We start from the raw sequence: 24780 nt of genomic DNA, 5'->3' as shown, positions 1-24780 counted from the left end.
TTCCTGTCTTTTTTGTATCTTGATAACTCTTTTTATTGTAAATTCTATTTAAATGTAATACAATGTGTTACAATTAGAAGGGGGAACATTATAGGAACAATAACTATTCGATTAAATCAAGAAGAAACATTTTTCAAGAGTTATGCTCAAGTAACAGGACAAAGTCTGTCAAGTTTATTTAAGAAAGTTATTGAACGTGATATTGAAGATGAATATGATTTAAACCTCTACAAGCAAGCTTATGCAGAATATCAAGAGAATCCAGAAACAATCAGTCGTGCCGATTTTAAGAGAGAGCTGGGTTTTTAGATGTATCGTATTGAGTATTCTAAAAAAGTTCAAAAGCAAATTAAAAAGTTATATAAGTCTATTCAACGCTTACTGTTTGCTTGGATAGATAAATATGTAGAAAGAAAATGCCCCTCGTTCTATTGATAAGGGGTTAGCAGGAAATCATGCTAATGAATGGTGTTATCGTATTGGTGATTATAGATTGATTTGTGACATTCAAGATGACAGAATGATTATTTTAGCGCTCGAGTTTGGGCACAGAAAAGAAATTTATAACATTAAGAAATAGGATGTTTTGAAAGAAGTAGGTGTCATTTTCAGTTGGGAATAATTTATCTTAAAAAATTAGATTTTCTTTTAACCAATAAAACTCTCTAAATATGCTAGAGAGTTTTATTAGTTTATTAGATAGACAAGTCATGATATAATGGAGTAATTATATAATAAAGGAGATATAATGAAAAAAGAAGTTAGTTCAGGTTTATTCAATAGATGTTTAAAATTTTCCATTCGTAAATTATCTGTAGGTATTGCTTCGTTAGCGATAGGAGCATTCTGGGTGGGAAGTTCTGCAACACCAACTTTTGCGGATACCGTTACTACAGGGGATTTGACCCATAGTCCTTTGGTGCAATATCACTATGTGACCCAAGATGAGTTGACGGCTGAAGAAGAACAGTTGATTCAAAATGGCTTGCCTCAAAATCATGATGCCCATTGTCATAACTACTATTTGGTATATCGCCCAACGAGTCAAGGTATTCTGCCAAAAACAGCAAGTGAATCACTTTCTCTTTTGACCATGGCAGGTGAAGTCTTGTTTGTCGTTTTGGGTCTTAGTGTCATTGTAACCAGTAAAGGTAAAAAGGAGCGCATTGTTTCTTCGATTATGTTAATTACCCTGTCAGGTACGATTTTCATGCCGAGCATTCAGGCCTTGCAAACTCAAAAATTATCAGCTTATAATCAAGTTTATCAAGTATCTACAGGTGATAAGCTGCCAGAGATTACTGAAATCCCAGGTTATCAGTATGTTGGCTACATTTCATTATGTGGTTGTCAGGCGAAAGATAGTCAAACTAGTACTCAATTATTACCAGAGTTACCAGTAGAGCCATCATCAGACATGAGTCGTGCTTCATCTGTGTCGACAGTTGATACATTGCCAAGTTCAGCAACTCAAACTGAGGCAACCGGAGAAAGTGTGGTTGAAGAATCTGTGTCAGAAACGGAAGTACTTCCAGCAGATTCAACGACACCAAGTTCATCAGAGATTACCCCAGTCGTTAAACCGACTGTTCCAGAGTCATCTAAGTCAGAAACGGTTGAGAGCGAGGTCATATCAGTTCCTTCTTCAACACAAGCGATTGTTAAAGAAGAAGTAGTGACAACGATTCCAACGTCAACGGAAGTCATTATTAAAGAAGACGTAGTGACAACAATTCCAACTGAATCAACTCTTATTGAAACCAGTGAAACAACGATTTCAACAGAGAATGAAGCAGGTGAAGTTGAGACGTCAGTGACTGAAGTTGAGACAGTGGTGACGGTTCCGACTTCTACAGAAGTTGTGACTGAAGTTGAGACGGTGGTAACGGTTCCGACTTCTACAGAAGCTGTGACTGAAGTTGAACCAGTAGAAGAAGAGTTATCATCAAGTAGTGAGTTACCAGTTCCAAGTTCATCATCCGAAGAGCCATCGTTGAGTAGTGAATTGCCAACTTCAAGTTCACCATTAGAAAACTCATCATCAAGTAGTGAATTGCCAACTTCAAGTTCACCATTAGAAAACTCATCATCAAGTAGTGAATTGCCAACTTCAAGTTCATCGTCTGAAGAGTCATCATCGAGTAGTGAATTGCCAACTTCAAGTTCACCATTAGAAGAAGAATCATCGTCGAGTAGTGAACTACCAGTTTCAAGTTCATCATCTGAAGAGCCATCGTCGAGTAGTGAAGTGACTGAGGAACCGGTTGTTAATAAGGAAGAACTTCGTCAATTAGTGGAAGAAGATGAATCCTTAAAAGAAACGGTTCGCTATGCTTATGCAACCTTAGAAGTTAAACAATCCTATGACGAGTTGTTGGTGAAAGCCCAACAATTGTTACTAGATAATCAAGCTACTCAAGAACAGGTTGATGCAGGCTTGTTATCATTGAAAGAAGCCATTGAACGATTAAATGGTCGTTTGTATCGAGAACCAGAACTTGTCTTGATAGGTGTTGAGAAGGACGATGATGGTCGCACGGCTACCTTAAACTTTAGCCTGAGTGATGAAGATGGTAGCTACCGTAGTGCCCTTGTTAAGGTTTATCGAGAAGACCAGTTGGTTAAAGAAGTTTCAGTATCAGATATTAGTCAGCCATTGACGGTAGATGGTTTAGCCTATGAGGTTCCTTATCGCTTTGAAACAGAGTTGACCTATGACCTGCGTGATGGAGACCAAACCAAGACTATTTCGCATGACCAAACAGTGACCCTGGTCTTGAAGCAAGAACCAGAACTTGTCTTGACAGGTGTTGAGAAGGACAGCTTAACTAAATCACTTAGCTTGTCGTATCAATTAACCGACCCAGACCAAGCCTATGTTAGTGCAGTGGCTAAGATTTATGATGGAGATACCTTGGTTAAGGAGCTTGCCTTAACGGATTTGAGCCAGCCAGTAAGAGTTGAAGGATTAGATTACAATATCCCTTATACCATTAAGACCGACTTGGTTTATGACCGTCGTGATGGAGAGCAAACCAAAACAACCACCTATGAAGAAACGGTTGAATTAACACTTAAACAAGTGGTGTTCAAGGATTTGACCCAAGTGACCCTTTATAAATATGAGAATAATCAGTTGGTTAAACAAGAGACAGCTAGTCCAACGGATGACTTGTCTGCTTATGTGGTCAAATTAGAATCAGACAAGTATAAGGATGTCTATCTCCCTGTGTCTAGCATCACAAATGATGGCAAGGTTCGTGTGGTTTGGCCAGAATTGGTACAAGAAAATTCAGCTGACAATAGCTACCAAAAAGATTTGGAACTAACGCTTGGTCAACAAAATGCCACAACAGATTATAGCCAATTGGATGACTATGACAGTGCACGCCAAGTAGCTTATCAAAATATTGAGAAATTATTGCCATTCTACAATAAGGAAACCATTTTAGACTATGGTAATAAGGTGTCAGAATCAAGCAAGCTCTACACGACACCACTGGTCAATGTTGTTCCAATGGTAGATAATGCCTTTGTGACGGATTATTATGGTCAACATGACCAAATCAATCGTTTGATGTTGCACTATAGTGATGACACAGTAGAATATGTGGACTTGACGGCTGGTCAATTCTTCAAGGATAGTCAGGTGAAAGAGTATAGCCTGGCTGGTACAGACTTGATTTACACACCAGAGCAATTGATTCAAAATCAAGACAGTTTCTTAGATGACTTGGTTACTGAATTACAAGGGATGGATTATTTTGACAGTTTGAGTAGTTTGTATCCAAATTTTGCCTATGACACGACCTTAGTGGTAGCAGAGCGTTTGCGTTTGGGCTTGGCTAATAACAAGGCTGGCAATGCACAAGCGGAAGCGTCCTTGCGTGCTTCGCAAGTTGACCCGATTTATCTCGAGTCAACTTACAATAAGGTTAAGGATAACATCCGCAGTTATTTGAAATCTTTATTGTCACAAGAAGCGGTTTATGCAAGCACTGACCAGGCTGGTTTAACTTATTTGAAAGAGCAAATCTTGGCTAATAAGGAAAAATTGATGCTGGGTCTAACCTATATGGATCGTCTTTACAATATCAACTATGATGACAAGAACATCAAGGAATTGTCATTGTTTAGACAAGATTTCTTTGGCAATGAGGTATCTCCGTATGAGTTCTTAACCAATATAGGTAACCTTGGCACAGACAAGTTGATGTTCAAGAACAGTGCGACAACGTATGCGACAGCTATTGGTAGTCAAAATGGTCAAGCTACGGTGATGGATTATTTGAGTGCCTATAACCGATTATTAACAGACAAGACAGACAATGATTGGTTTAAGTCTGCAAGTAAAGCGTATATTGTTGAGACACCATCATTAGAGGTAGCTGATTCTAACTCAGATATTTACTATGCTTTATCAAAAGAGCGTCATCAAATGATGATTCTACCATTATTGACTCTTTCTGAAGAAGGTCTATTTATCATTAGCAACATGACTAGTATCAATATGGGAATGTTTGATCGTGATATTGACATGACTCTCAAAGAAACCGATCCAGCAACCTATGAACAAAAGGTTGCGGCCTACAAAAAACAAGTAGATTTAGCAGCCAAATGGCAGCGAGATTACTATGATGCTTGGTATCGTATTGCCTTAGATTCGGTTAAAGATCAAATGTATAACCGTTCTGATATGCCAATACCTAACTGGGATGGTTATCAGTTTAACTCAAACGGGACATGGATGCAGCCTTATGGTGAGACAGCAAGTAGCCGTATGACAGACTTCTTTGCCCCAATCGGTAAATGGTATGCGCCAAATGGTACAGCGGCCTATGCTAATGGAGGCTCTTCTCACTTTGTTATTTATAGTATGATTACTCAAGAAGGTCAATCAACCTTTACCCATGAAATGACACATAATTTGGATGGTACGGTTTACTTAGGTGGTTATGGCAGACGACAAGGCATGGGAGCAGAAGCCTATTCTAGAGGATGGGGAGAAAGTCCTGAAGAAGCCACTACTAAAATCATCAGTGTCAACCTTTTTGCAGATTACATCAATGATTTTAATGGGGCTTATGCTACAAGACGTAACCATAGTGCTAGTCCAGAGCGTTTCCAAAATAGTGGTGATTTAGAAGAATACATGAGAGGCATGTTCGATGTTCTTCATACCCTAGATGCTATTGAAGGTGAAATTTATGTTGATTCATCATTAGAAACTAAGAAACAATTCTTTAGACGCTTTGAAGCAGTTCCTGATGCCAAAGGTGGCGATGCCACTGGACGCAATCGAGCATTCACTGAGGATGAATGGAATCGTTTGAGTTTCAATAGTATTTCAGATTTGGTTAACAACGAAGTTGTGGCGGCCTTGACTGAAAATTATGGTAGAGGAGTCAATAAAGATCTGAACATTAACCGTAGTAACTACACCTCATCTCCAATGTTTGTGTCAATCTATAGTTCATTGACAAACCCTACTGGTTCGTCAAATAGTTTGACCTTCAAACGTTTATCATTTGAATTACTAGCAGAAGCGGGTTATGAAAATGGTATGTTGAATTATGCTTCTAATAAATTGAAGGATAAGGCTGCAAGTGAGGGTAAAACTTTCTCAGATACTTATGTGTTGAAAGAAATTTTCGGTGATAAATATGAAACTTTTGCTGACTTTAAGATTGATATGTTGGAAAGTCATCTAGCCAAGGCTAAAGCCGGTGAGATGAAAGTTCTTGATTTTACATATAAGAGAAAAACCTATCAAACAACTTATGAGCAAATCAAGACCTTGATGACAGAAGCAATCAATAATAATAAACCAGCAGATGTTATTAGTTTGAAAGAAGCTGTTTATCGAGCTTATCTTTTAAACACTGATGATTTCAGACAATCTGTTTATCAATAAGAATAAATAAAAAAGACAGGATTTCCTGTCTTTTTTTATTTATTTACAAGAACAAGAGTCACAAGTACAGCTAGTGCAGCTACAAGTTCCATTTTCTTTACAAGTGCAATTTGTCATAATAGGTCTCCTTTTTAACAAGAACAAGAGTCACAAGTGCAGTTAGTGCAGTTGCAAGTTCCATTTTCTTTACAAGTGCAATTTGTCATAATAGGTCTCCTTTTTAACAAGAACAAGAGTCGCAAGTACAGTTAGTGCAGTTACAAGTTCCATTTTCTTTACAAGTGCAATTTGTCATAATCAATCTCCTTTTTAACGAGTGACACGACGACGTGCTGCTTTTTTACGGTTTTCTTCGATGAAAGCGGCCTTCTCTTCTTCGGGCTCAATAATTGTTTTTTTAACAGCATAAACCGTTCCAGCAACCGCAGCGCCAGCACCGACAACCCCAGTTACAAGACCTTTAAGAAATGAATGTTTTTTTGCCATAATATTTCTCCTTTTCTTATGTTATAATCATAGTAACGAATTTATGAATAAAATGCAAGGAAAAATATGAAGACCAAATTGATTGTGATTGCAGGGCCAACAGCCGTCGGGAAGACAGCTCTGGGAATTAAGTTAGCTCAAGCCTTTGATGGTGAGATTATTAGTGGGGATAGTCAGCAAGTTTATCGTCAACTGGATATTGGTACAGCAAAGGCTAGTCAAACTGAGCAAGAAGAGGTTGTTCATCATTTAATTGATGTTAGGGAGGTATCAGAAACCTACTCGGCTTTTGACTTTGTTCAAGAAGCCAAAGAAGCAATTGAAAACATTTCTAGCAGAGGAAAATTACCCATTATTGTTGGTGGAACGGGTTTATATTTGCAAAGTTTGCTGGAGGGCTATCATTTAGGTGGACAGGTTAATCAAGAACAAGTCTTGGCTTATCGTCAAGAACTAGACCGTTTAAGTGAGGAAGAATTATTTATTAAAATAGCTGAGCAAGGCATTGAATTAGAACAAATTAACCGACGGCGAGCTATGAGAGCCTTGGAATTAGCAAAATTTGGTAATCACATGACGAATCAAGAACCGCCCTATCAGGCCTTGCTTTTAGGATTAACAGATGACAGGGAAAGTCTTTACCAACGAATCAATCAAAGGGTAGATCAAATGGTTGAGTTGGGTTTGTTAGACGAAGCTCGTTGGCTATATGATCATTTTCCAGAAGTTCAGGCTAGTCGTGGGATTGGTTATAAAGAATTATTTCCTTATTTTGCAGGTCAGATGAACTTGAATGAGGCCTTGGATAAATTGAAACAAAATACTCGACGTTTTGCCAAGCGTCAACTAACTTGGTTTCGTAATCGGATGTCCCTTGAATTTTATCAGATTGCCGATCCTAATATGGAAATGAACATCAAGCAGCGGGTTCAAACGTTTTTAGAACAATCGGATTGATACGATTATAATACCGGTGGTAAGATTGAACCATTTAGCTAAGGAGAAAGCCATGATTGAAACAAAAAAAGCACAGGAGCTAGTCCTTCTAGTTGGTGTTGAATTACCTAAGGATAGCAATTTTACCATGTCTATGTTGGAATTGAGTCGTCTAGCTCAAACAGCTGGTGCTAAGGTGGTGGATAGCTATGTGCAAAAAAAAGAAAGATATGATAGTAAAACGTTTATTGGTTCGGGAAAATTACTTGAACTCAAAGAACGCATTGAAGCAGATGAGATTGATACGGTCATTGTTAACAATCGCTTGACCCCTCGTCAAAATACCAATTTAGAGGCTGCATTGGGTGTTAAGGTTATTGACCGTATGCAGTTGATTTTAGACATTTTTGCCCTGCGTGCTAGAAGCCATGAAGGCAAGATGCAAGTTCATTTGGCCCAATTGAAATACATGTTACCACGTTTAGCTGGTCAAGGTATTATGTTAAGTCGTCAGGCAGGGGGAATTGGTAGTCGTGGTCCTGGTGAGAGTCAACTAGAACTTAACCGAAGAAGTATTCGCCATCAGATTTATGATATTGAGCAAAAATTAAAGACTATTGAAAAAAATCGAGAAACGGTCAGAGAAAAACGTCTAGATGCACAGACCTTTAAAATTGGCTTGATAGGCTATACCAATGCAGGTAAATCAACGATTATGAACCTGTTGACAGATAATAGCCAATATGAAGCAGACGAGTTGTTTGCAACGCTAGATGCGACAACTAAGAAAATCTCACTCAAAGGTGGTTTTCAAGCAACTTTGACTGACACAGTAGGGTTCATTCAAGATTTGCCAACGGAGTTGATTGCAGCTTTCAAATCAACCTTGGAAGAAAGTCGTCATGTTGATTTATTACTTCATGTCATCGATGCTAGTGACCCCAATCATAGCGAACAAGAAGATGTGGTTCTATCTTTGTTGACAGAATTGGGAATGGATCAGATTCCTCGTTTGGCAGTTTATAATAAGATGGATCAGGTAGAGCGTTTGGTAGCAACAGCATTTCCTAATGTTCGTTTGTCAGCCAAGGCATCAGGGAGTCGTCAACTACTGAAAAATTTGATTATTGATGAAATTCGTCATCTTTTTGTTCCTTTTTCTTTTACAATGGCAGCTAAAGATAGCTACAAATTGTATGAGTTGGATAAATTTGTAATTTTTGATCAAGTTCCTAGAGAGACGGAAGTTTTTGAAGTATCAGGCTATATTGCTCAAGAAAATAAATGGAGGCTAGAAGCATTTTATGATCAAGATGATTGATTTGGCTCTGACCTATGGTGGTTTTACCAGCCTAGATCGCCAATATTTACAAGAAAAATTTAAAAGAATGACCAAACAGGAGCAATTGGACTTTATCACGCCACCACCGAGTGTTTTGAATGCCTATTTTGCAGAATATTATCAAAAAGAATCACCTCAGAAAGCAACGGATTATTATTTTGAGCTTAGTCAAGCCTTGGATTTGATGAGTGACAACCCTAGTTTTATTGAAGAAAAACCCTTTGTTCGCCTTAATTTGCAAGGAAAATCTTACGGTTTTGCTTATCAGACGGGGCAAGAAGAGGTTGCTACTGTGTTTGCTGAAAGAGATGCCTTGCCTGTAGAGCAGCTGTGTTTTGAATTGGCGAGTATTTTTCCTCATTATCAGCTAGTAGCCAAAGAACAGGTCATTATGTTTCCTAAAAAAGAACCGTCAGCTAAGGTAGAAGATTTGGTTTTGGAAAAGGTTGATTTGACACAAGGGTGGCGACTGGCAGATGGTACGGTTCTTTTGCAAGGTTTTAATCAAGAGGAACTCTTAGAAGTAGCCAGTCAGTTTGAAGGACAACGTCAGTATGGTTTTTCCCAACGTCAATATCTACTCTACATTAAATAATAGAAAGTATGGATTATGCAACTACAATTTTTAGGAACGGCGGCTGGGCAACCAGCTAAATCTCGCAATGTGTCCAGTCTTGTTTTGAAACTCTTGGATGAAATCAATGAAGTTTGGATGTTTGATTGTGGTGAAGGCACGCAACGTCAGATTTTATCGACCAATATTCGCCCTCGTAAGGTGCGAAAAATTTTTATCACGCACCTACATGGCGATCATGTTTTTGGCTTGCCTGGTTTTTTGTCTAGTCGTTCTTTTCAAGCCAATGACGAGCAAACAGACCTTGAGATTTATGGGCCACAGGGAATTAAGCAGTTTGTGATGTCCAGTTTACGTTTGACGGGTTCACGCTTACCTTATCGTATTCATTTTCGGGAATTTACATCAGAACAGTTGGGTAAGATCTTAGAGACAGATAAGTTTACCGTCTATGCTGAAGCCCTGGATCATTCCGTTTTTTGTATTGGTTATCGAGTGGTACAAAAGGATTTGGAAGGTACGCTGGACGCAGACAAATTGAAAGCAGCAGGGGTTCCTTTTGGACCACTCTTTGGTCAAATCAAAAATGGCCAAGATGTCATCCTAGAAGATGGTACAAAAATCATTGCTAAGGACTACTTGTCAGCACCTAAAAAAGGCAAGGTTATCACCATTTTAGGTGATACTAGAAAAACAGATGCCAGTGTCCGTTTAGGCTTGGGAGCAGATATCTTAGTGCATGAATCAACTTATGGCAAGGGAGATGAAAAACTGGCTAAGAGTCATGCCCATTCAACCAATATTCAAGCCGCTCAAATAGCCCAAGAAGCCTCAGCCAAACGATTGCTACTCAATCACATTAGTTCTCGTTTTTTGGGTCGAGAAATTGGGCAAATGGCAGCCGATGCAAGAAAGATTTTTCCAAATACTTATATTGTCAATGACTTAGAGGGATTTGAAATATGAGAACAGTCTTAATTACAGGAGCTTCTGGCGATTTAGCACAGGCTATTATTCAGGCCTTACCAGATACAGATAGCATTTTAGCCCTAGGTCGTTCGAAAGAAACCTTAGACACCATTTACGCTCATCGAAGCAATGTTACCTCTTTTGGAGTAGATATTACCGATCATCAAGCGGTTGTTTGTTTGCTGGAAGAGTTGACTCAAAATTATGGGGCGATTGATGTGCTAATTAACAATGCAGGTTATGGCACTTTTAAGGCTTTTGATGATTTTAACGATCAAGACATCAGCCAACTATTTGAAGTCAATACCTTGGCAACGATACGTTTATCTCGGATGATTGGTCAAAAGATGGCTGAAAAAGGCCAAGGTCATATCATCAATATTGCTAGCATGGCAGGTTTAATAGCAACAAGCAAATCGAGTATTTATTCAGCGAGCAAATTTGCAGTGATTGGTTTTTCTAATGCACTTCGATTGGAGTTGGCGGATAAAGGTGTTTATGTGACGACGGTTAATCCAGGTCCCATTAAAACCAAATTTTTCCAAACAGCAGATCCAGACGGCAGTTACTTAAAACGTGTTGAGGCTTATAGTTTAAGCCCAGAACAAGTGGCTCAAAAAATTGTGAACAATATCGGTCGGAATAAACGTGAGTTGAATTTGCCTTGGTTGTTAGCTCTGACTCATAAGTTTTACAACCTATTTCCAGTTTTATCTGATTACATTAGTCGCAAGAATTTTAATTATAAGTAGCCGAAATCATCTCTTTTTGGAGATGATTTTTATGATTAAAAAAAGCTAGGACTCTAAAAATAGAGCCCTAGCCGGAGATTTATGAAAAAGAAAAGTTTTAGGATGATTACAGTATAGCCAAGTTACCTTAATTGAAACTTAACTGAAAACATATCCTTTTCTCCTTTATCTCTATCTTAATTTTTGCTATAATTTTATAGATAATGCTAGAAATGAGATGGGTATGATAAAAGCAAAGTATGACTGGCAATTAAGTAAGCATCAGCCAAGTGAAGAGTTTTTGAAAATAGCCAAGCAGGCAGGTTTATCCCCTTTAGCGAGTCAAATTTTGTATCAGCGAGGTGTGGTTGAACCAGAACAGCTAGAGCATTTTTTAACACTAGATTTGGCACAGCTTCATGACCCATATCTCTTCTATGAAATGGAAAAAGCAGTGACTAGGATTCGTCAAGCGATTGAAACAGGCGAGCGGATCTTAGTTTATGGTGATTATGACGCTGACGGTATGACTGCAGCCAGTATCATGAAAGAAACCTTGGAAATGATGGGGGCTGATTATGAGATTTATTTGCCCAATCGTTTTACGGATGGCTACGGTCCCAATAAAAGTGTCTATCAATATTTTATTGACCAACAAGCCATCTCTTTAATTATCACAGTTGACAATGGGGTGGCAGGGCATGAGGCCATTAGTTATGCCAAAGAAGTTGGCGTAGATGTCATTGTAACGGATCACCATAGTCTGCCAGCAGACTTGCCTGATGCCTATGCTATTATTCATCCGGAACATCCCCAAGGTGCTTATCCTTTTCCGCATTTGGCAGGTTGTGGTGTCGCATTTAAGTTGGCAACAGCTCTTTTGGAGACCGTACCAACAGAATTTTTAGACTTGGTAGCCATAGGTACTGTAGCAGACATGATGTCTTTGACTGATGAAAACCGTATCTTGGTCAAGTTTGGTCTGCAGATTCTGAAAGAAACTGATCGTATCGGTCTGCAAGAATTGATGAAGTTATCAGATTTAGAACCAGCCAATCTGACGGAGGATAGTATTGGTTTTACGTTAGCTCCTCAACTTAATGCCTTGGGGCGTTTAGATGATCCTAATCCTGCCATTGAGTTATTGACAGGATTTGATGATGAAGAAGTCAAGGACCTTGCCCAGTTGGTATTTAGTAAAAATGACGAACGCAAAGCTCTGGTGCAAAGCATTTTTGAAGAAGCTAAAGCTATGGTGGATCCGACAAAACCAGCTCAAGTGCTAGCTAAAGAAAACTGGCAACCAGGTGTCTTGGGCATTGTGGCAGGTAAACTTTTGGATGAATTACAGCAGCCAGTTGTTGTCTTAAGTATTAGTGACAATCAAGCTAAAGGTAGTGCTAGAAGTCCAGAGGTAGTTGATGTTTTTGAAGCCTTGTCTGGACAAAAAGATCTCTTTATCGCCTTTGGGGGTCACAGCGGAGCAGCTGGTATGACACTTGACGTAGATAAGCTAGAGCAACTTTCTACCTGTTTATGTGACTATATTAAGGAAAGGCAAATTGATTTAAGTCAAAAGATATCGCTGACTATTGATAGTGACATTGCCTTAGCTGATCTCAGTCTAGATACCATTAAAAACTTAGAAAAATTGATGCCATTTGGCATTTGTCATCAAAAACCAGTTTTTCGTTTGAGCAATATCCAAGTCATACAAGCTCGTCAGATGGGACAAGGTGGTAGTCACTTAAAATTGAAAATTGCTCAAGCGGATAAGGAATTAGAAGTCGTGGCTTTTGGTTATGGTCACTTGGTTCAAGAATTTTTACAGGCTAGTCATTTAGAGTTAGCGGTTCACTTATCTATTAATTTTTGGAATGGAAATCGTATGTTGCAGTTGATGTTGGTCGATGCTAGGGTTGATGGTGTTCAACTCATTGATATACGTTCCAAAAATCTACCATTGCCCAATCAAGTACCTAGTCTTGAGTCAGGACTGAAAAGCGATGTAGTCGTTGTGGCTCAAATACCAGAAGATGTCAATCAATTAAAAACCTTGCTACAAGAAGGACAATTTAAGGTCATTTATTTCAAAAACGAAATAAAAAACCAGTATTATTTGACAGGTTATGGTACAAGAGACCAGTTTGCTAAACTTTATAAGGTCATCTATCAATTTCCAGAGTTTGATGTTCGCAATAAGTTAGGGGAGTTAAGTCACTATTTGAAAATTCCTCAGATTCTTTTGGTTAAGATGATTCAGATTTTTGAAGAACTGGGATTTGTGACTATTACAAATGGCTTAATGACAGTTAATAAATCAGCTAGTAAACGTGAGATTGCAGAAAGTCGAATTTATCAAGAACTTAAAGAACAAGTGACCTATCAAGAGCTCATGGCTCTGGGAACGCCACAAGAAATTTACGATTATCTCATGACTTAGATGGTCAGGTTTTACCATTTTACAAAATCATGGTATAATAAAACGTAACGATTATTTTGACAAATGAATAGGAAGATAATATGGATTTAAAAAATTACATTGCAACCATTGAAAACTACCCAACTGAAGGCATTATGTTTCGTGACATTAGTCCCTTAATGGCTGATGGCGATGCTTATAGCTATGCTGTTCGTGAGATTGTCCAATATGCTATGGGCAAGGAAATTGACATGATTGTAGGGCCAGAGGCACGTGGATTTATCATTGGTTGTCCAGTTGCTTTTGAGTTGGGAGTTGGCTTTGCTCCTGTTCGTAAACCAGGTAAGTTACCTCGTGAGGTGATTTCAGCTGATTATGAAAAAGAGTATGGCTTTGATACATTATGTATGCATGCTGATGCTATTAAACCGGGCCAACGTGTGTTGATTGTGGATGATCTTTTAGCAACAGGTGGAACGGTTAAAGCAACTATTGAAATGATTGAAAAATTAGGTGGTGTTGTTGCGGGTTGTGCCTTCTTGATTGAATTAGATGAGTTAGAAGGTCGCAAGGCTATCGGAGATTACGACTACAAGGTGTTGATGCACTATTAAGATGAAAAATCGTTTGTGGAGGTAAAGATGAGTTTTTTAGAGCAGTATCAAAAAGGTCAACTGGTTTTACCAGCTAGTCTGCTCTTGCGTTACAGACAACTCTTTTCTAAGGCAGACGATTTTTTAGTTTGGCAATTTTTCTATCTGCAAAATACAACCAAATATGATGAGTTACCACCAGATCAAATTGCTGCGGCTTTGGGTTGGAGTGTAGAAGCCGTTAACCAATCGATTACCAATCTTCTAACACAAGAGTTGATGGCCATTCGTTCAATCAATTTGAACGGTTTGGAAGAAACCATCTTTGACACGAGTTTGGCCCTGAAAAAATTAGACCAGTTGGATAAAAACACTAAGGCAGTTTCAGAGCAAGAACCATCTCATCAAAATTCACAAGAAAGTTTGCCTAGTCTTTTAGCTGATTTTGATCAGGCAGGTTGGGTATTAACTTCTTTTGAGTTGGAGGACATTCAAAAATGGTTACAGGAAGAGCAACTTTCTCCAGACCTTATTCGTGAAGCCTTGCGTGAGAGCGTGTATAGTGGGACTCGTAACTGGAGGTATTTGAGTAAAATTTTACTTAATTGGCAAAGAGAAGGTATCCGTAGTCTGGCTGACATTGAGCAAAGACGAGAAGAGCGTGAACGACTTCAACCAGAACGTACAAGTACTCCTATACCATCTAGTATCTTAGATACCATGGACAAATTGTGGGGGTAGTCATGAGAATCGGTAAAGAACGTTTGAAAAAGGTTTTAGAGATTATTGGTGACTTATTTCCAGATGCTGCTTGCGAATTAAATTATGATACCCCTTTTCAATTATTGGTTGCTGTCATTTTATCAGCTCAGGCGACGGATAAGTCGGTCAATCAAGTGACACCAGCTTTATGGGCGGCTTATCCAAGGATTGAAGATTTAGCGCAGGCAGATGTCGCCCAAGTCGAAGAAACTATTCGTCATATTGGTCTATATAAAAATAAGGCGAAAAATATTGTTAAAACAGCTCAAATCGTTTTGGAAAAGTTTGCCGGTCAAGTACCGGATAATCATAAGGACTTGGAGAGTTTGCCTGGTGTTGGTCGTAAGACAGCTAATGTGGTCTTGGCTGAAATCTATAAAGTACCAGCCTTGGCTGTGGACACGCATGTCTCACGGATTGCCAAACGTTTGAATATTTCAGCACCAGATGCAGATGTCTTGGAAATTGAGCAAGATTTGATGAAAAAAATTCCTAAACGAGATTGGATTGTGACACATCATCGCTTAATTTTCTTTGGCCGCTACCATTGTTTGGCTAAAAAGCCCAAGTGTGAAATTTGTCCAGTACAAGCCTACTGTCATTATTATAAGGAAACGATTAAGAAATAAACGAAAGGCTGGGTCAAATGGCTCAGCCTTCTTTAGAAAGAGAGAACAATGGAAAACGAGTTATCACGACGTTTACAAGCAGTAGCTGACTTTATTCCTAAGAATAGTCGGCTCTTAGATGTTGGCAGTGATCATGCTTATCTTCCCCTTGATTTAGTAAAAAAAAATAAGATTGCTTTTGCCATTGCTGGCGAGGTGGTGAAAGGGCCATATCAATCAGCCTTAACTAATGTTGCCCAAGCTGGCTTGACAAAGGCAATTGACGTTAGATTGGCTAATGGTTTGGCAGCTTTTGAGCTTGCTGATCACATTTCTGTTATCAGTATTTGTGGCATGGGTGGACGTTTGATTGCTGATATTTTGGAAGCAGGTAAGGAAAAATTAGATCAGATAGAACGTTTGGTTCTCCAACCTAATAATCGCGAAGACGAGCTTCGTTCTTGGTTGATGGCAAACGGCTTTACGCTTGTGGCTGAACAAATGATTTATGAAAATGATAAGTATTATGAAATTATCGTGGCAGAACCAGGTATGGCTCATCTGTCAGCCAAGGACTTACGTTTTGGCCCCTACTTACTGGCTGAATGCTCTGATATTTTCAAAGCTAAATGGCAGAATGAATTGAAAAAATTAAACCACGCACTTAATCAGGTTCCAGAACATCGTCTTGAAGCAAGACAGCTTTTATTAGAGAAAATTGAACAGATAAAGGAGGTTCTTCTATGAGAGCAAGTCAAGTCATTGAACGTTATGAAGCGTTTTGTCCACCCCATCTCTCGTTGGAAGGAGATGTCTGTGGGTTGCAGATTGGTAGCCTAGATAAGGAAATCAACAGTTTGATGATTGCCCTTGACTTAAGAGAGCAAACCGTGCAAGAGGCTATTGAGCAGAGTGTGGATTTGATTATTGTTAAGCATGCTCCTATATTTCGTCCCTTAAAGGATTTAAGACAGGTACCAGAAAATCAAATGATTTTAGACTTAGTCAAACATGACATTGCTGTTTATGTGAGTCATACTAATATTGATGTGGTAGAAGGTGGACTTAACGATTGGTTTTGTGATTTGTTAGAGATAACAGAAACAAGCCCTTTGAGCCTAACTAACGGTGAACAAGGTATTGGTCGTATTGGTCAGATTGAACCCCAATCTTTGTCGGCTTTTGCTGAAAAGGTTAAAACGGCTTTTGGCTTGTCTTATCTTCGCTTGATTTCTTATGATGTTAAGGAAAATCCCACGATATCCAAGGTCGCAATCTGTGGTGGTAGTGGTCAGAGTTTTTACCAAGATGCTTTGGCCAAGCAAGCTGACTTGTATATTACAGGCGATATTTACTATCATACAGCCCAAGACATGCTGACGCAAGGCTTATTAGCTCTGGATCCAGGTCATTATATTGAAGTGCTATTTGTTGAAAAATTAGCTCAGTTGTTTGAAGAGTGGAAAATGGAAGAAAACTGGCAACTTCAGATTATTCCAAGCAGTCAATCAACCAATCCTTTCCAAGATATTTGAGGTAGTTATGACTAAAGTCGCAATTATTGGAGCGGGTATTGTTGGGGCAACGGCAGCCTACTACCTATCCAAAGAAGAACAAATTGAGGTGACTGTTTTTGATGATGGACTAGGACAGGCAACCAAGGCGGCCGCAGGAATTATCTGTCCTTGGTTTTCCAAACGACGCAATAAAACTTGGTATCGTTTAGCTCGGTTAGGAGCGGATTTTTATCAAACATTAATTGCTGATTTAGTGAATGACGGTTATGACACCGGTTTTTATCAGCAAAATGTTGTTTATGTCTTAAAAAAAGACGAAAGTAAGCTTACTGAGCTTTATCAATTAGCTCAGTCACGCCAAGAAGAGTCTCCTTTAATTGGTCATTTGGCTCTACATGATAAGGCGAAAGTTCAACAAATTTTTCCGAATTTAAAAGGATTTAATCAAGCACTTTATGCCAGTGGTGCAGCTCGTGTGGATGGTTCTCAGCTGACCCAAACGCTGTTGGCAGCTAGTGGTGTCGGTTATGTTCAGAAAAAAGTTACCTTAAAGCAAGAAAAAACGGGTTATAAGATTGATGGGCAAGTCTTTGATCAAGTTATTTTAGCCACAGGTGCTTGGTTGGGTGAGTTGCTTAGCCCCTTGGGCTATCAGGTAGATCTTAAACCTCAAAAAGGTCAGTTGCTAGATTATTATTTTTCAGATTTGGACCTAGCCGACTCCCCTGTTGTTATGCCAGAAGGGGAAGTTGATTTGATTCCTTTTGCAGATGGACGACTCAGTGTTGGTGCCAGTCATGAAAATGATAAAGGATTTGATTTAAGTTTAGATTCAGCTATTTTAGCTAGATTGGAAGAAGAAGCCTTGGTCTATTATCCCAACTTAAGAGCAGTGACAACTGTTAAACAAAGGGTGGGAATTCGAGGCTATACCAGTGACTTTTCTCCCTTCTTTGGTCAAATACCACAATTAGCAGATGTCTATGCAGTAGGTGGTTTAGGCTCGTCAGGGTTAACAACAGGCCCTATCCTTGCTAAAATGTTGGTCGATTTAATGAACAATCGAGAGTTGCTGCTACCAGCGGCTGATTATCCGATTGAGGCTTATCTAAAACCAATTTTGTAAACCTAAGAACACATGACATTTATTTTGAAAGATGATAGAATAAAAGTGATAAATTAGAAAGAGGATTTGATATGAAGGGTATCATTCTTGCTGGTGGTTCAGGAACCAGACTTTACCCATTGACGCGTGCAGCTTCTAAGCAGCTCATGCCTATTTACGATAAGCCTATGGTTTATTATCCCCTCTCAACCTTGATGTTGGCAGGGATTAAGGAAATTTTAATTATTTCAACACCAACTGATCTTCCTCGTTTTGAAGAATTACTGGGTGATGGCTCTGAATTGGGAATTTCTCTGTCTTACGCGGTTCAGCCTAGTCCAGATGGTTTGGCACAAGCCTTCATTATTGGTGAGGACTTTATTGGAGATGATAGCGTTGCCTTGATTTTGGGAGATAATATTTATCATGGTGCAGGCTTAAGCAAGATGTTGCAAAAAGCAGCTAACAAAGAAAAAGGATCAACTGTTTTTGGCTATCAAGTTAAGGACCCTGAACGCTTTGGAGTTGTTGAATTTGATGAACAAATGAACGCTATCTCAATTGAAGAGAAGCCAGAGCAACCCAAGTCAGATTATGCAGTGACAGGTCTGTATTTTTATGACAATGATGTGGTGGAAATTGCCAAAAATATCCAACCAAGTGTCCGTGGTGAGTTAGAAATTACAGATGTCAACAAGGCTTACCTTAATCGTGGTGACTTGTCCGTAGAACTGATGGGGCGTGGTTTTGCGTGGTTGGATACAGGAACTCATGAAAGCCTTCTTGAAGCTGCCCAGTATATTGAAACCGTCCAACGTTTGCAAAATGTTCAGGTTGCTAATCTAGAAGAAATTGCCTACCGTATGGGTTACATCACAAAAGAGCAGGTTTACGACCTAGCCCAACCCCTAAAGAAAAACGAATACGGACAGTACTTACTACGCTTGATTGGAGAAGCATAATGGCAGAACAATTTTTTGATAAAGAATTAGCAGCACGTTCGATTAAAGCGATTCCTGGTTTGATGGAATTTGATATTCCAGTTAGAGGAGACAATCGTGGCTGGTTTAAGGAAAATTTTCAAAAAGAAAAAATGATTCCCTTAGGTTTTCCAGAATCGTTCTTTAAGGATGGAAAGTTACAAAATAATATTTCTTTTTCACGTCAGCATGTTCTTCGTGGTCTTCATGCGGAACCTTGGGATAAGTATATTTCAGTGGCAGATGAAGGTCAAGTTTTAGGGACTTGGGTAGATTTGCGTGAGGGAGATAGTTTTGGTAATACTTATCAAACGATTATTGATGCGTCAAAAGGAATTTTTGTGCCCCGTGGTGTTGCCAATGGTTTTCAAGTTTTGTCTGAAAAAGTGGCTTATACTTACCTGGTCAACGATTACTGGGCTGCTGAACTTAAACCAAAATATGCCTTTGTCAACTACGCAGACCCAAGTCTTGATATTGAATGGGAAAATTTGGAAAAAGCAGAAGTTTCTGAGGCAGATAAACATCATCCGCTATTAAAAGATGTCAAACCATTAAGAAAAGAAGATTTATAAAAAGCTATTCTATCTTACTTTAATGGTTCACAATGAAAAGACAATTTTTTGAAAAATTTACTTAAACATGATAAAACTAAGAAAGGATAAGTCAGTTTATAACTGAATAGGGGAGTCGCTTGCTATAAATAATGCAGGGAACAACCCTTTTGTATCTTAATTTATGACTCAATATAAAAATATTATCGTCACAGGTGGAGCAGGTTTTATTGGCTCAAACTTTGTGCATTATGTCTATCAAAATCATCCAGATGTTCATGTCACTGTTTTAGACAAGCTGACTTATGCAGGAAATAAGGCTAATGTTGAAGCCATTCTTGGTGAACGTGTGGAGTTGGTTGTCGGTGACATTGCAGACGCTGACTTGGTTGATCAATTAGCTGCCAAGGCAGACGCTATCGTTCACTATGCGGCAGAAAGCCACAATGATAATTCGCTGAATGATCCAAGTCCTTTTATCCATACCAACTTTATTGGTACTTATACCCTATTAGAAGCGGCTCGTAAGTATGATATCCGTTTCCACCATGTATCCACAGATGAAGTTTATGGAGATCTTCCTTTGAGAGAAGATTTGCCAGGTTATGGTGAAGGCCCAGGGGAGAAATTTACAGCAGAAACTAGCTATAATCCATCATCGCCTTATTCGTCAACCAAGGCAGCTTCTGATTTGATTGTGAAGGCATGGGTGCGTTCTTTTGGTGTGAAGGCAACCATTTCTAACTGTTCAAATAACTACGGTCCTTACCAACATATTGAAAAATTTATTCCTCGTCAAATCACCAATATTTTATCAGGCATTAAACCTAAGTTGTATGGTGAGGGTAAAAATGTCCGTGATTGGATTCATACTAATGATCATTCGTCAGGGGTTTGGGCTATTTTAACCAAGGGACGTATTGGTGAAACCTATCTCATCGGGGCTGATGGTGAGAAAAACAACAAGGAAGTCTTGGAGTTAATTCTAGAAAAAATGGGACAACCCAAAGATGCCTATGACCATGTGACAGACCGTGCCGGTCATGATCTTCGTTATGCCATTGATGCGAGTAAATTGCGTGACGAGTTAGGTTGGCAACCAGAGTTTACCGATTTCAGTCAAGGTTTGGAAGAAACGATTAAATGGTATACGGATAACATTTCTTGGTGGCAAGCAGATAAAGAAACCGTAGAAGCTAATTATGCTAAGACTCAAGACATCATTAAATAATAATTTTTATGTCATTATAAATAGAAAAATCATTTTCAATTCGTGAAAGTGATTTTTTTAGATTTCTTTAAGTAAAATATTTGACAAATAGGGAGGGTATATTATAGAGTAGTGCATATTATGCACAAATATTATAAAAAGAGGTAGTCCTTTTGTTTAAAGATAGTAAACATAAAGACACAGCCCAACGCTTTACAATTAAAAAGTTTAAGTTTGGAGCTGCATCAGTATTGATTGGAACAGTATTTGCAGGTGGTGTTCAAGCTGAGGAAGTTGTGATGTCAACTGATTCAGTGACTACTACAGCAGTATCTGCTGAAGAGACTGCAACGGTAGAAGCGACATCAGAAGTTGCTGCATCAGAGTCTGTAGTAGCTGAAGAAGTTTCTGAACCAGTAGCAAGTTCAGAAGTGGTTGCATCATCAGAAGTTGCAGCGTCAACAACAGAAGCTTCAAGCAAGAAGACGACTGAAGAAAGCAAGTCAGAAGCAACAACGACTGCGTCATCTACATCGTCACCAGTAACAAGCACAACAGTTGAGACAACATCACGTGTGACAGCAACAACTTACAAGGTGACTTATACAGATGTTGAGACAGCTTCAGTTGTTTATCAAGAAAAGAAATCAACAGTTACGACAACGACGTTACCAGTTGAAGAACAAGACAAGGTAACGTTTGAGGTGACTGAGAAAGCTAAGATGTCAGTGTCTAGCTTATCAGCGTATAAATTGGCAGCAGACCAGTCAGAAGTTCAAGCGGCAGTAATTACTTACGGTGATCGCAACAGCCGTATCATCAACTTTAACGTGGTTAAAGAAGATGTGGCAGCAGCTGGTGGTAACAATGATTCTGAAGTAGAATCTGCTGGTTTCCGTGCCTTAAGTCCGATTGCTTCGTCAAGCGTTCAAGCTGGACAACCTGCAACAGGTTCAGAGTCACGTTATGATAATACGGCGGATAATAGTGTGCCTCATGGTACAGTTACCCCTGATCAATATTTAGCAACACAACCAGATACTACTAATACTTTAGTAACGACACCAGTCTTTGGTTTGACGACACCTAATTTGTATGGAAGTAAATTTGGTGATATAGCTCGTTTCCTGAATTTTGCTCCTAGTAATTTAGTAAAAGGTAGCTATGCTGCAGACGGCACTTTAACTGAAGGAATGGTTTTTGAAGAAGAAATCTATCCAGGTATGGTAATTCGTGCGACTGTAACGGAATTAAAGCCATTTAGAGCGACAGAAGCATATCGTGAAATGGCTACCGAAATTGATCGTATCAATGGAACAGATTATGCAACGACTGTCTATAATCCTACAGCAACAAATGCAACAAATGCAACACATCGTGGCACATCTGCAGGCTTTATTCCTACAGCTTCAAGAAACGATTCTGAAATTTCTGCAGGAAGTGGAGGTTTAATATGGGGAATCAGGCGGCTAGATTTGCTTCTAGTGCAGATGGTTCGGATGTTGATGTGAAATTAAGATTAGAGCGAATTGTTAATGGCGTAATTAAACCAGCTAATATCATCGTGGCTGATGGAGAGCAATTAACTAACCGCGAGTTAATTACATTTACTACAGATGGTAGTCCATGGGAATTGCTCGGAGAATATAAGAGAGGAAATAATTCTTGGATTCCAAATACACCTACGCTTTATAATGATGGCGTAGTTGAAGATGGTGAGACGTCTCCATATGGAGCAGGAGGATATGCTGGGAATGCGTATTATCCTGTTGGAACAAAACCTAATCCACAAGCCTTTTTAAGCTCATATCCTAACTCAGGGATAGGGACACAAATATTATCTAGTACAGTTAATTACCTTCATTCTTATCCTGGAAGAAACGGAGGGAAATCATTATCAGTTCCTGTTTTTTCTTCAGAGAATGTTAGTGAACTAGGAATTTATATTAATTCTGCTGGAAAACAGTCGGCCTTAATTGGTTTCCTAATCTTTGACGAATCAGATGCACCAGATAGTTACGGTAAGGCAGTACATGGTATAGCCCCTTTAAGTGGTTCAGGCGAGAGTCGTCAAATCCCACAATTAGGGAGAGCAGCTGCAGATATTGATAAAATAGAAGATTTAGGTACGAATCCTTTCTATGAAGATGATGATACTGTTGGTGAAAACGGTAATACACTAGTAGATGAAGGTGAAGACCAATTAGCTGCTAATAGATTTTATGAAGTAGTAAATGCAGGATCTTCGACATATACTCTAAGTGTTGTCGCTAATGCAAATGGTCCAGCAACGGCAAGTGCTAAAGCTTGGATCGATTTCAATAATGATGGTGTATTTGAGTCTTATGAGGCATCAGAAATCCAAACTTTTAGTGGAACGAATCAAACTATTTTGAATTTTACTTGGTCAAATTTGAATTTGGCAAATCTAAATCCTGATGATGTTCAAAAATTAGCTGCTCGTATTCGCATAGGTAGTGAAACGGATGTCGCTAATGCTATAGGGATAGCTTCAACAGGTGAGGTAGAAGACTTCCAAGTGATGATCAAATATCCACCAAAAGGTTCAGAAGCAGAAACTAGTGGCTATGCTGGTCAGTCACAAACAGGTACAGTAACATTTACATCTCAAGGTAAACTAGTTGAATCAGATGTATTAGTTCGTAATCAACAAAGTTTGTCTAATTCGATGATTGCTGCTCTAGATACAAATAAAATTGGTATTGTTAATCCGGACACTGGCAATATCGTTCAAAGCTTAGAAACTAGTCAAGGGTTATATACTGTTTTACCTTCTTCAACAGGTTCAACTGTTCAAGTGCAATTTACACCAAAAAGTGGATTTGTAGGTAGAGCAGATGGTGTAGTTATTCGTTCAACTGACTCTAGTGGTTTAACAAGTGGTTGGACTAGTAGAGAGACGATGCCAAACACTTCAAATCTTTTGCCAGTTGGCCAAACTTGGGATTCGTTATATATTCCAACTGTGATTAATTTAGTTCCGACAGCTACTCCACGCGAAACAGAAGGTCCACAAGGAAAAACTCAGACGACAGATGCAACCAGCATGTTTACTCCAGGAACAGATGGAACAGGAACTGAAGCTCTAGATCAATCAAGTTTAACTTTGTTAGATAGCTCAGATAATCCTGTGATGTCAGTTTCAGTGACAGAAGGAACTTACACTTTAGCTAATGGTATAATTACTTTCAAACCAAATCCAGATTTTGTTGGCACAGCTACTCCAGTAAAGGTTCGTATGTCAGACATGAGTGGCGATTCGGTAACAACTACTTATACGCCAATGGTGACCCCAGCTCAAATTATGGCGACTGATGATGAGTCAACAGGTGTACAAGGTGCCACTCAGAAAGGTCAAATCACCTCAAGCATTACTAATGGTAATAACGTGACAAATTCAACGTACACATTTGATGGTGGTAAGACGACTAAGACTGTTCCGGGTGAAGGAACGTACACAGTTAATCCTAAGACAGGTGAAGTGACCTTTGTTCCAGATCCAAACTTTGTTGGTACTGCAACGCCAGTTACCTCATTCGTGGATGAAGACGGCAACGTCATCTCACCAAACGAAGATGGTAAACAACCGTCTAAGGACATCTCAGGCTATAAGCTAGTTGGTTCAAGCACGGATGAAAACGGCAATGTAGTTCACACTTATCGCAAGGTAGTGAAGAGTACAACGTCATTCGTGGATGGCGATGGCAACCCAATCCTTCCGAATGAAGAGGGCAACGTGCCATCGAAAGACATCCCAGGTTATGAGATTGTCTCAAGTACAACGGATGCGAATGGTAACACAGTCCACACTTACCGTAAGGTAACAACGCCAGTAACATCGTTTGTAGATGAGGATGGTAATGTGATTTCACCGAACGAAGACGGTAAGCAACCATCTAAAGCGATTTCAGGCTATGAGCTAGTAGGTTCAAGCACAGATGAAAACGGCAATGTGGTTTACACTTACCGTAAAGTTGTGAAAACAACAACCTCATTCGTAGACGGCGATGGTAACCCAATCCTTCCTAATGAAGAAGGTAATGTGCCATCTAAGGA

The 24780-nt window shown here is 39.1% G+C and carries 20 protein-coding genes and 1 pseudogene; 20 read left to right on the top strand and 1 reads right to left on the bottom strand.

Annotated elements, in window-relative coordinates; all coding sequences use genetic code 11:
* Positions 1-90 precede the first annotated feature (90 nt).
* The 3 genes and pseudogenes from relB to FRX54_RS04500 all read left to right on the top strand — a co-directional run bounded on the left by relB (position 91) and on the right by FRX54_RS04500 (position 5914).
* Positions 91-309 (top strand): type II toxin-antitoxin system RelB family antitoxin, encoded by a 219-nt coding sequence (gene relB, locus FRX54_RS04510; protein ID WP_146461677.1) that lies wholly within the window; start codon positions 91-93, stop codon positions 307-309.
* A pseudogene (locus FRX54_RS04505) lies at positions 310-580 on the top strand (type II toxin-antitoxin system RelE/ParE family toxin). It abuts the gene before it with no gap.
* Positions 581-748: 168 nt separating this feature from the next.
* Positions 749-5914 (top strand): ZmpA/ZmpB/ZmpC family metallo-endopeptidase, encoded by a 5166-nt coding sequence (locus FRX54_RS04500; protein ID WP_146461486.1) that lies wholly within the window; start codon positions 749-751, stop codon positions 5912-5914.
* A gap of 309 nt (positions 5915-6223) precedes the next feature.
* Here the strand turns inward: FRX54_RS04500 and FRX54_RS04495 are convergent, their stop codons facing one another.
* On the bottom strand, positions 6224-6400 hold the full coding sequence (locus FRX54_RS04495; protein WP_146461484.1) for a DUF3042 family protein: 177 nt from the start codon (positions 6398-6400) through the stop codon (positions 6224-6226).
* A 66-nt stretch (positions 6401-6466) separates the two neighbouring features.
* Between FRX54_RS04495 and miaA the strand changes: the two genes are divergently transcribed.
* The 17 genes from miaA to FRX54_RS04410 all read left to right on the top strand — a co-directional run.
* Positions 6467-7357, top strand: a complete 891-nt coding sequence (gene miaA / locus FRX54_RS04490; RefSeq protein ID WP_146461482.1) for a tRNA (adenosine(37)-N6)-dimethylallyltransferase MiaA — start codon at positions 6467-6469, stop codon at positions 7355-7357.
* A 52-nt stretch (positions 7358-7409) separates the two neighbouring features.
* Positions 7410-8657 carry a GTPase HflX gene (hflX, locus tag FRX54_RS04485; protein ID WP_146461480.1) on the top strand — a complete coding sequence of 416 codons (1248 nt, stop codon included), beginning with the start codon at positions 7410-7412 and terminating at the stop codon, positions 8655-8657.
* Positions 8641-9273 carry a cystathionine beta-lyase gene (locus tag FRX54_RS04480; protein WP_146461478.1) on the top strand — a complete coding sequence of 211 codons (633 nt, stop codon included), beginning with the start codon at positions 8641-8643 and terminating at the stop codon, positions 9271-9273. The genes hflX and FRX54_RS04480 overlap by 17 nt, the downstream gene beginning before the upstream one ends.
* 15 nt (positions 9274-9288) lie before the next feature.
* Positions 9289-10218: a ribonuclease Z gene (gene rnz, locus FRX54_RS04475; protein ID WP_146461476.1), complete on the top strand. Its 930-nt coding sequence runs from the start codon at positions 9289-9291 to the stop codon at positions 10216-10218.
* On the top strand, positions 10215-10973 hold the full coding sequence (locus FRX54_RS04470) for an SDR family oxidoreductase (RefSeq protein ID WP_146461474.1): 759 nt from the start codon (positions 10215-10217) through the stop codon (positions 10971-10973). Before rnz ends, FRX54_RS04470 begins: the two co-directional genes overlap by 4 nt.
* Positions 10974-11196: 223 nt before the next feature.
* The gene (gene recJ / locus FRX54_RS04465) at positions 11197-13395 is read left to right on the top strand and encodes a single-stranded-DNA-specific exonuclease RecJ (protein WP_146461472.1); all 2199 of its coding nucleotides are present in this window, start codon (positions 11197-11199) and stop codon (positions 13393-13395) included.
* Between the two features lie 80 nt (positions 13396-13475).
* Positions 13476-13988, top strand: coding sequence for an adenine phosphoribosyltransferase (locus tag FRX54_RS04460; protein WP_146461470.1), 513 nt, complete (start codon positions 13476-13478; stop codon positions 13986-13988).
* A 27-nt stretch (positions 13989-14015) separates the two neighbouring features.
* The gene (locus tag FRX54_RS04455) at positions 14016-14708 is read left to right on the top strand and encodes a DnaD domain-containing protein (RefSeq protein ID WP_146461468.1); all 693 of its coding nucleotides are present in this window, start codon (positions 14016-14018) and stop codon (positions 14706-14708) included.
* Between the two features lie 2 nt (positions 14709-14710).
* On the top strand, positions 14711-15358 hold the full coding sequence (gene nth / locus FRX54_RS04450; RefSeq protein WP_146461466.1) for an endonuclease III: 648 nt from the start codon (positions 14711-14713) through the stop codon (positions 15356-15358).
* 48 nt (positions 15359-15406) lie between these two features.
* Positions 15407-16084, top strand: a complete 678-nt coding sequence (locus tag FRX54_RS04445; protein ID WP_146461464.1) for a tRNA (adenine(22)-N(1))-methyltransferase TrmK — start codon at positions 15407-15409, stop codon at positions 16082-16084.
* The gene (locus FRX54_RS04440) at positions 16081-16872 is read left to right on the top strand and encodes a Nif3-like dinuclear metal center hexameric protein (RefSeq protein ID WP_146461462.1); all 792 of its coding nucleotides are present in this window, start codon (positions 16081-16083) and stop codon (positions 16870-16872) included. Before FRX54_RS04445 ends, FRX54_RS04440 begins: the two co-directional genes overlap by 4 nt.
* A gap of 7 nt (positions 16873-16879) precedes the next feature.
* Positions 16880-17980 carry an FAD-binding oxidoreductase gene (locus tag FRX54_RS04435; protein WP_146461460.1) on the top strand — a complete coding sequence of 367 codons (1101 nt, stop codon included), beginning with the start codon at positions 16880-16882 and terminating at the stop codon, positions 17978-17980.
* Between the two features lie 71 nt (positions 17981-18051).
* On the top strand, positions 18052-18921 hold the full coding sequence (gene rfbA, locus FRX54_RS04430; protein WP_146461457.1) for a glucose-1-phosphate thymidylyltransferase RfbA: 870 nt from the start codon (positions 18052-18054) through the stop codon (positions 18919-18921).
* Positions 18921-19514, top strand: coding sequence for a dTDP-4-dehydrorhamnose 3,5-epimerase family protein (locus FRX54_RS04425; protein ID WP_146461455.1), 594 nt, complete (start codon positions 18921-18923; stop codon positions 19512-19514). The genes rfbA and FRX54_RS04425 overlap by 1 nt, the downstream gene beginning before the upstream one ends.
* Before the next feature lie 163 nt (positions 19515-19677).
* Entirely contained in the window at positions 19678-20724 is a 1047-nt protein-coding gene (gene rfbB, locus FRX54_RS04420) for a dTDP-glucose 4,6-dehydratase (RefSeq protein WP_146461453.1), read from the top strand.
* Between the two features lie 152 nt (positions 20725-20876).
* Positions 20877-22214, top strand: a complete 1338-nt coding sequence (locus tag FRX54_RS06415; protein ID WP_146461451.1) for a YSIRK-type signal peptide-containing protein — start codon at positions 20877-20879, stop codon at positions 22212-22214.
* Positions 22157-24780: CshA/CshB family fibrillar adhesin-related protein (locus tag FRX54_RS04410; protein WP_261379634.1), on the top strand; the 2624-nt coding region annotated here is incomplete at its 3' end. The genes FRX54_RS06415 and FRX54_RS04410, both read left to right, overlap by 58 nt.

It is taken from the genome of Streptococcus sp. sy004, assembly GCF_007859205.1.
GTDB lineage: Bacteria > Bacillota > Bacilli > Lactobacillales > Streptococcaceae > Streptococcus.
Note: the sequence above shows the minus strand (reverse complement) of the source record. Positions and strands in the feature narration are given on the sequence as shown.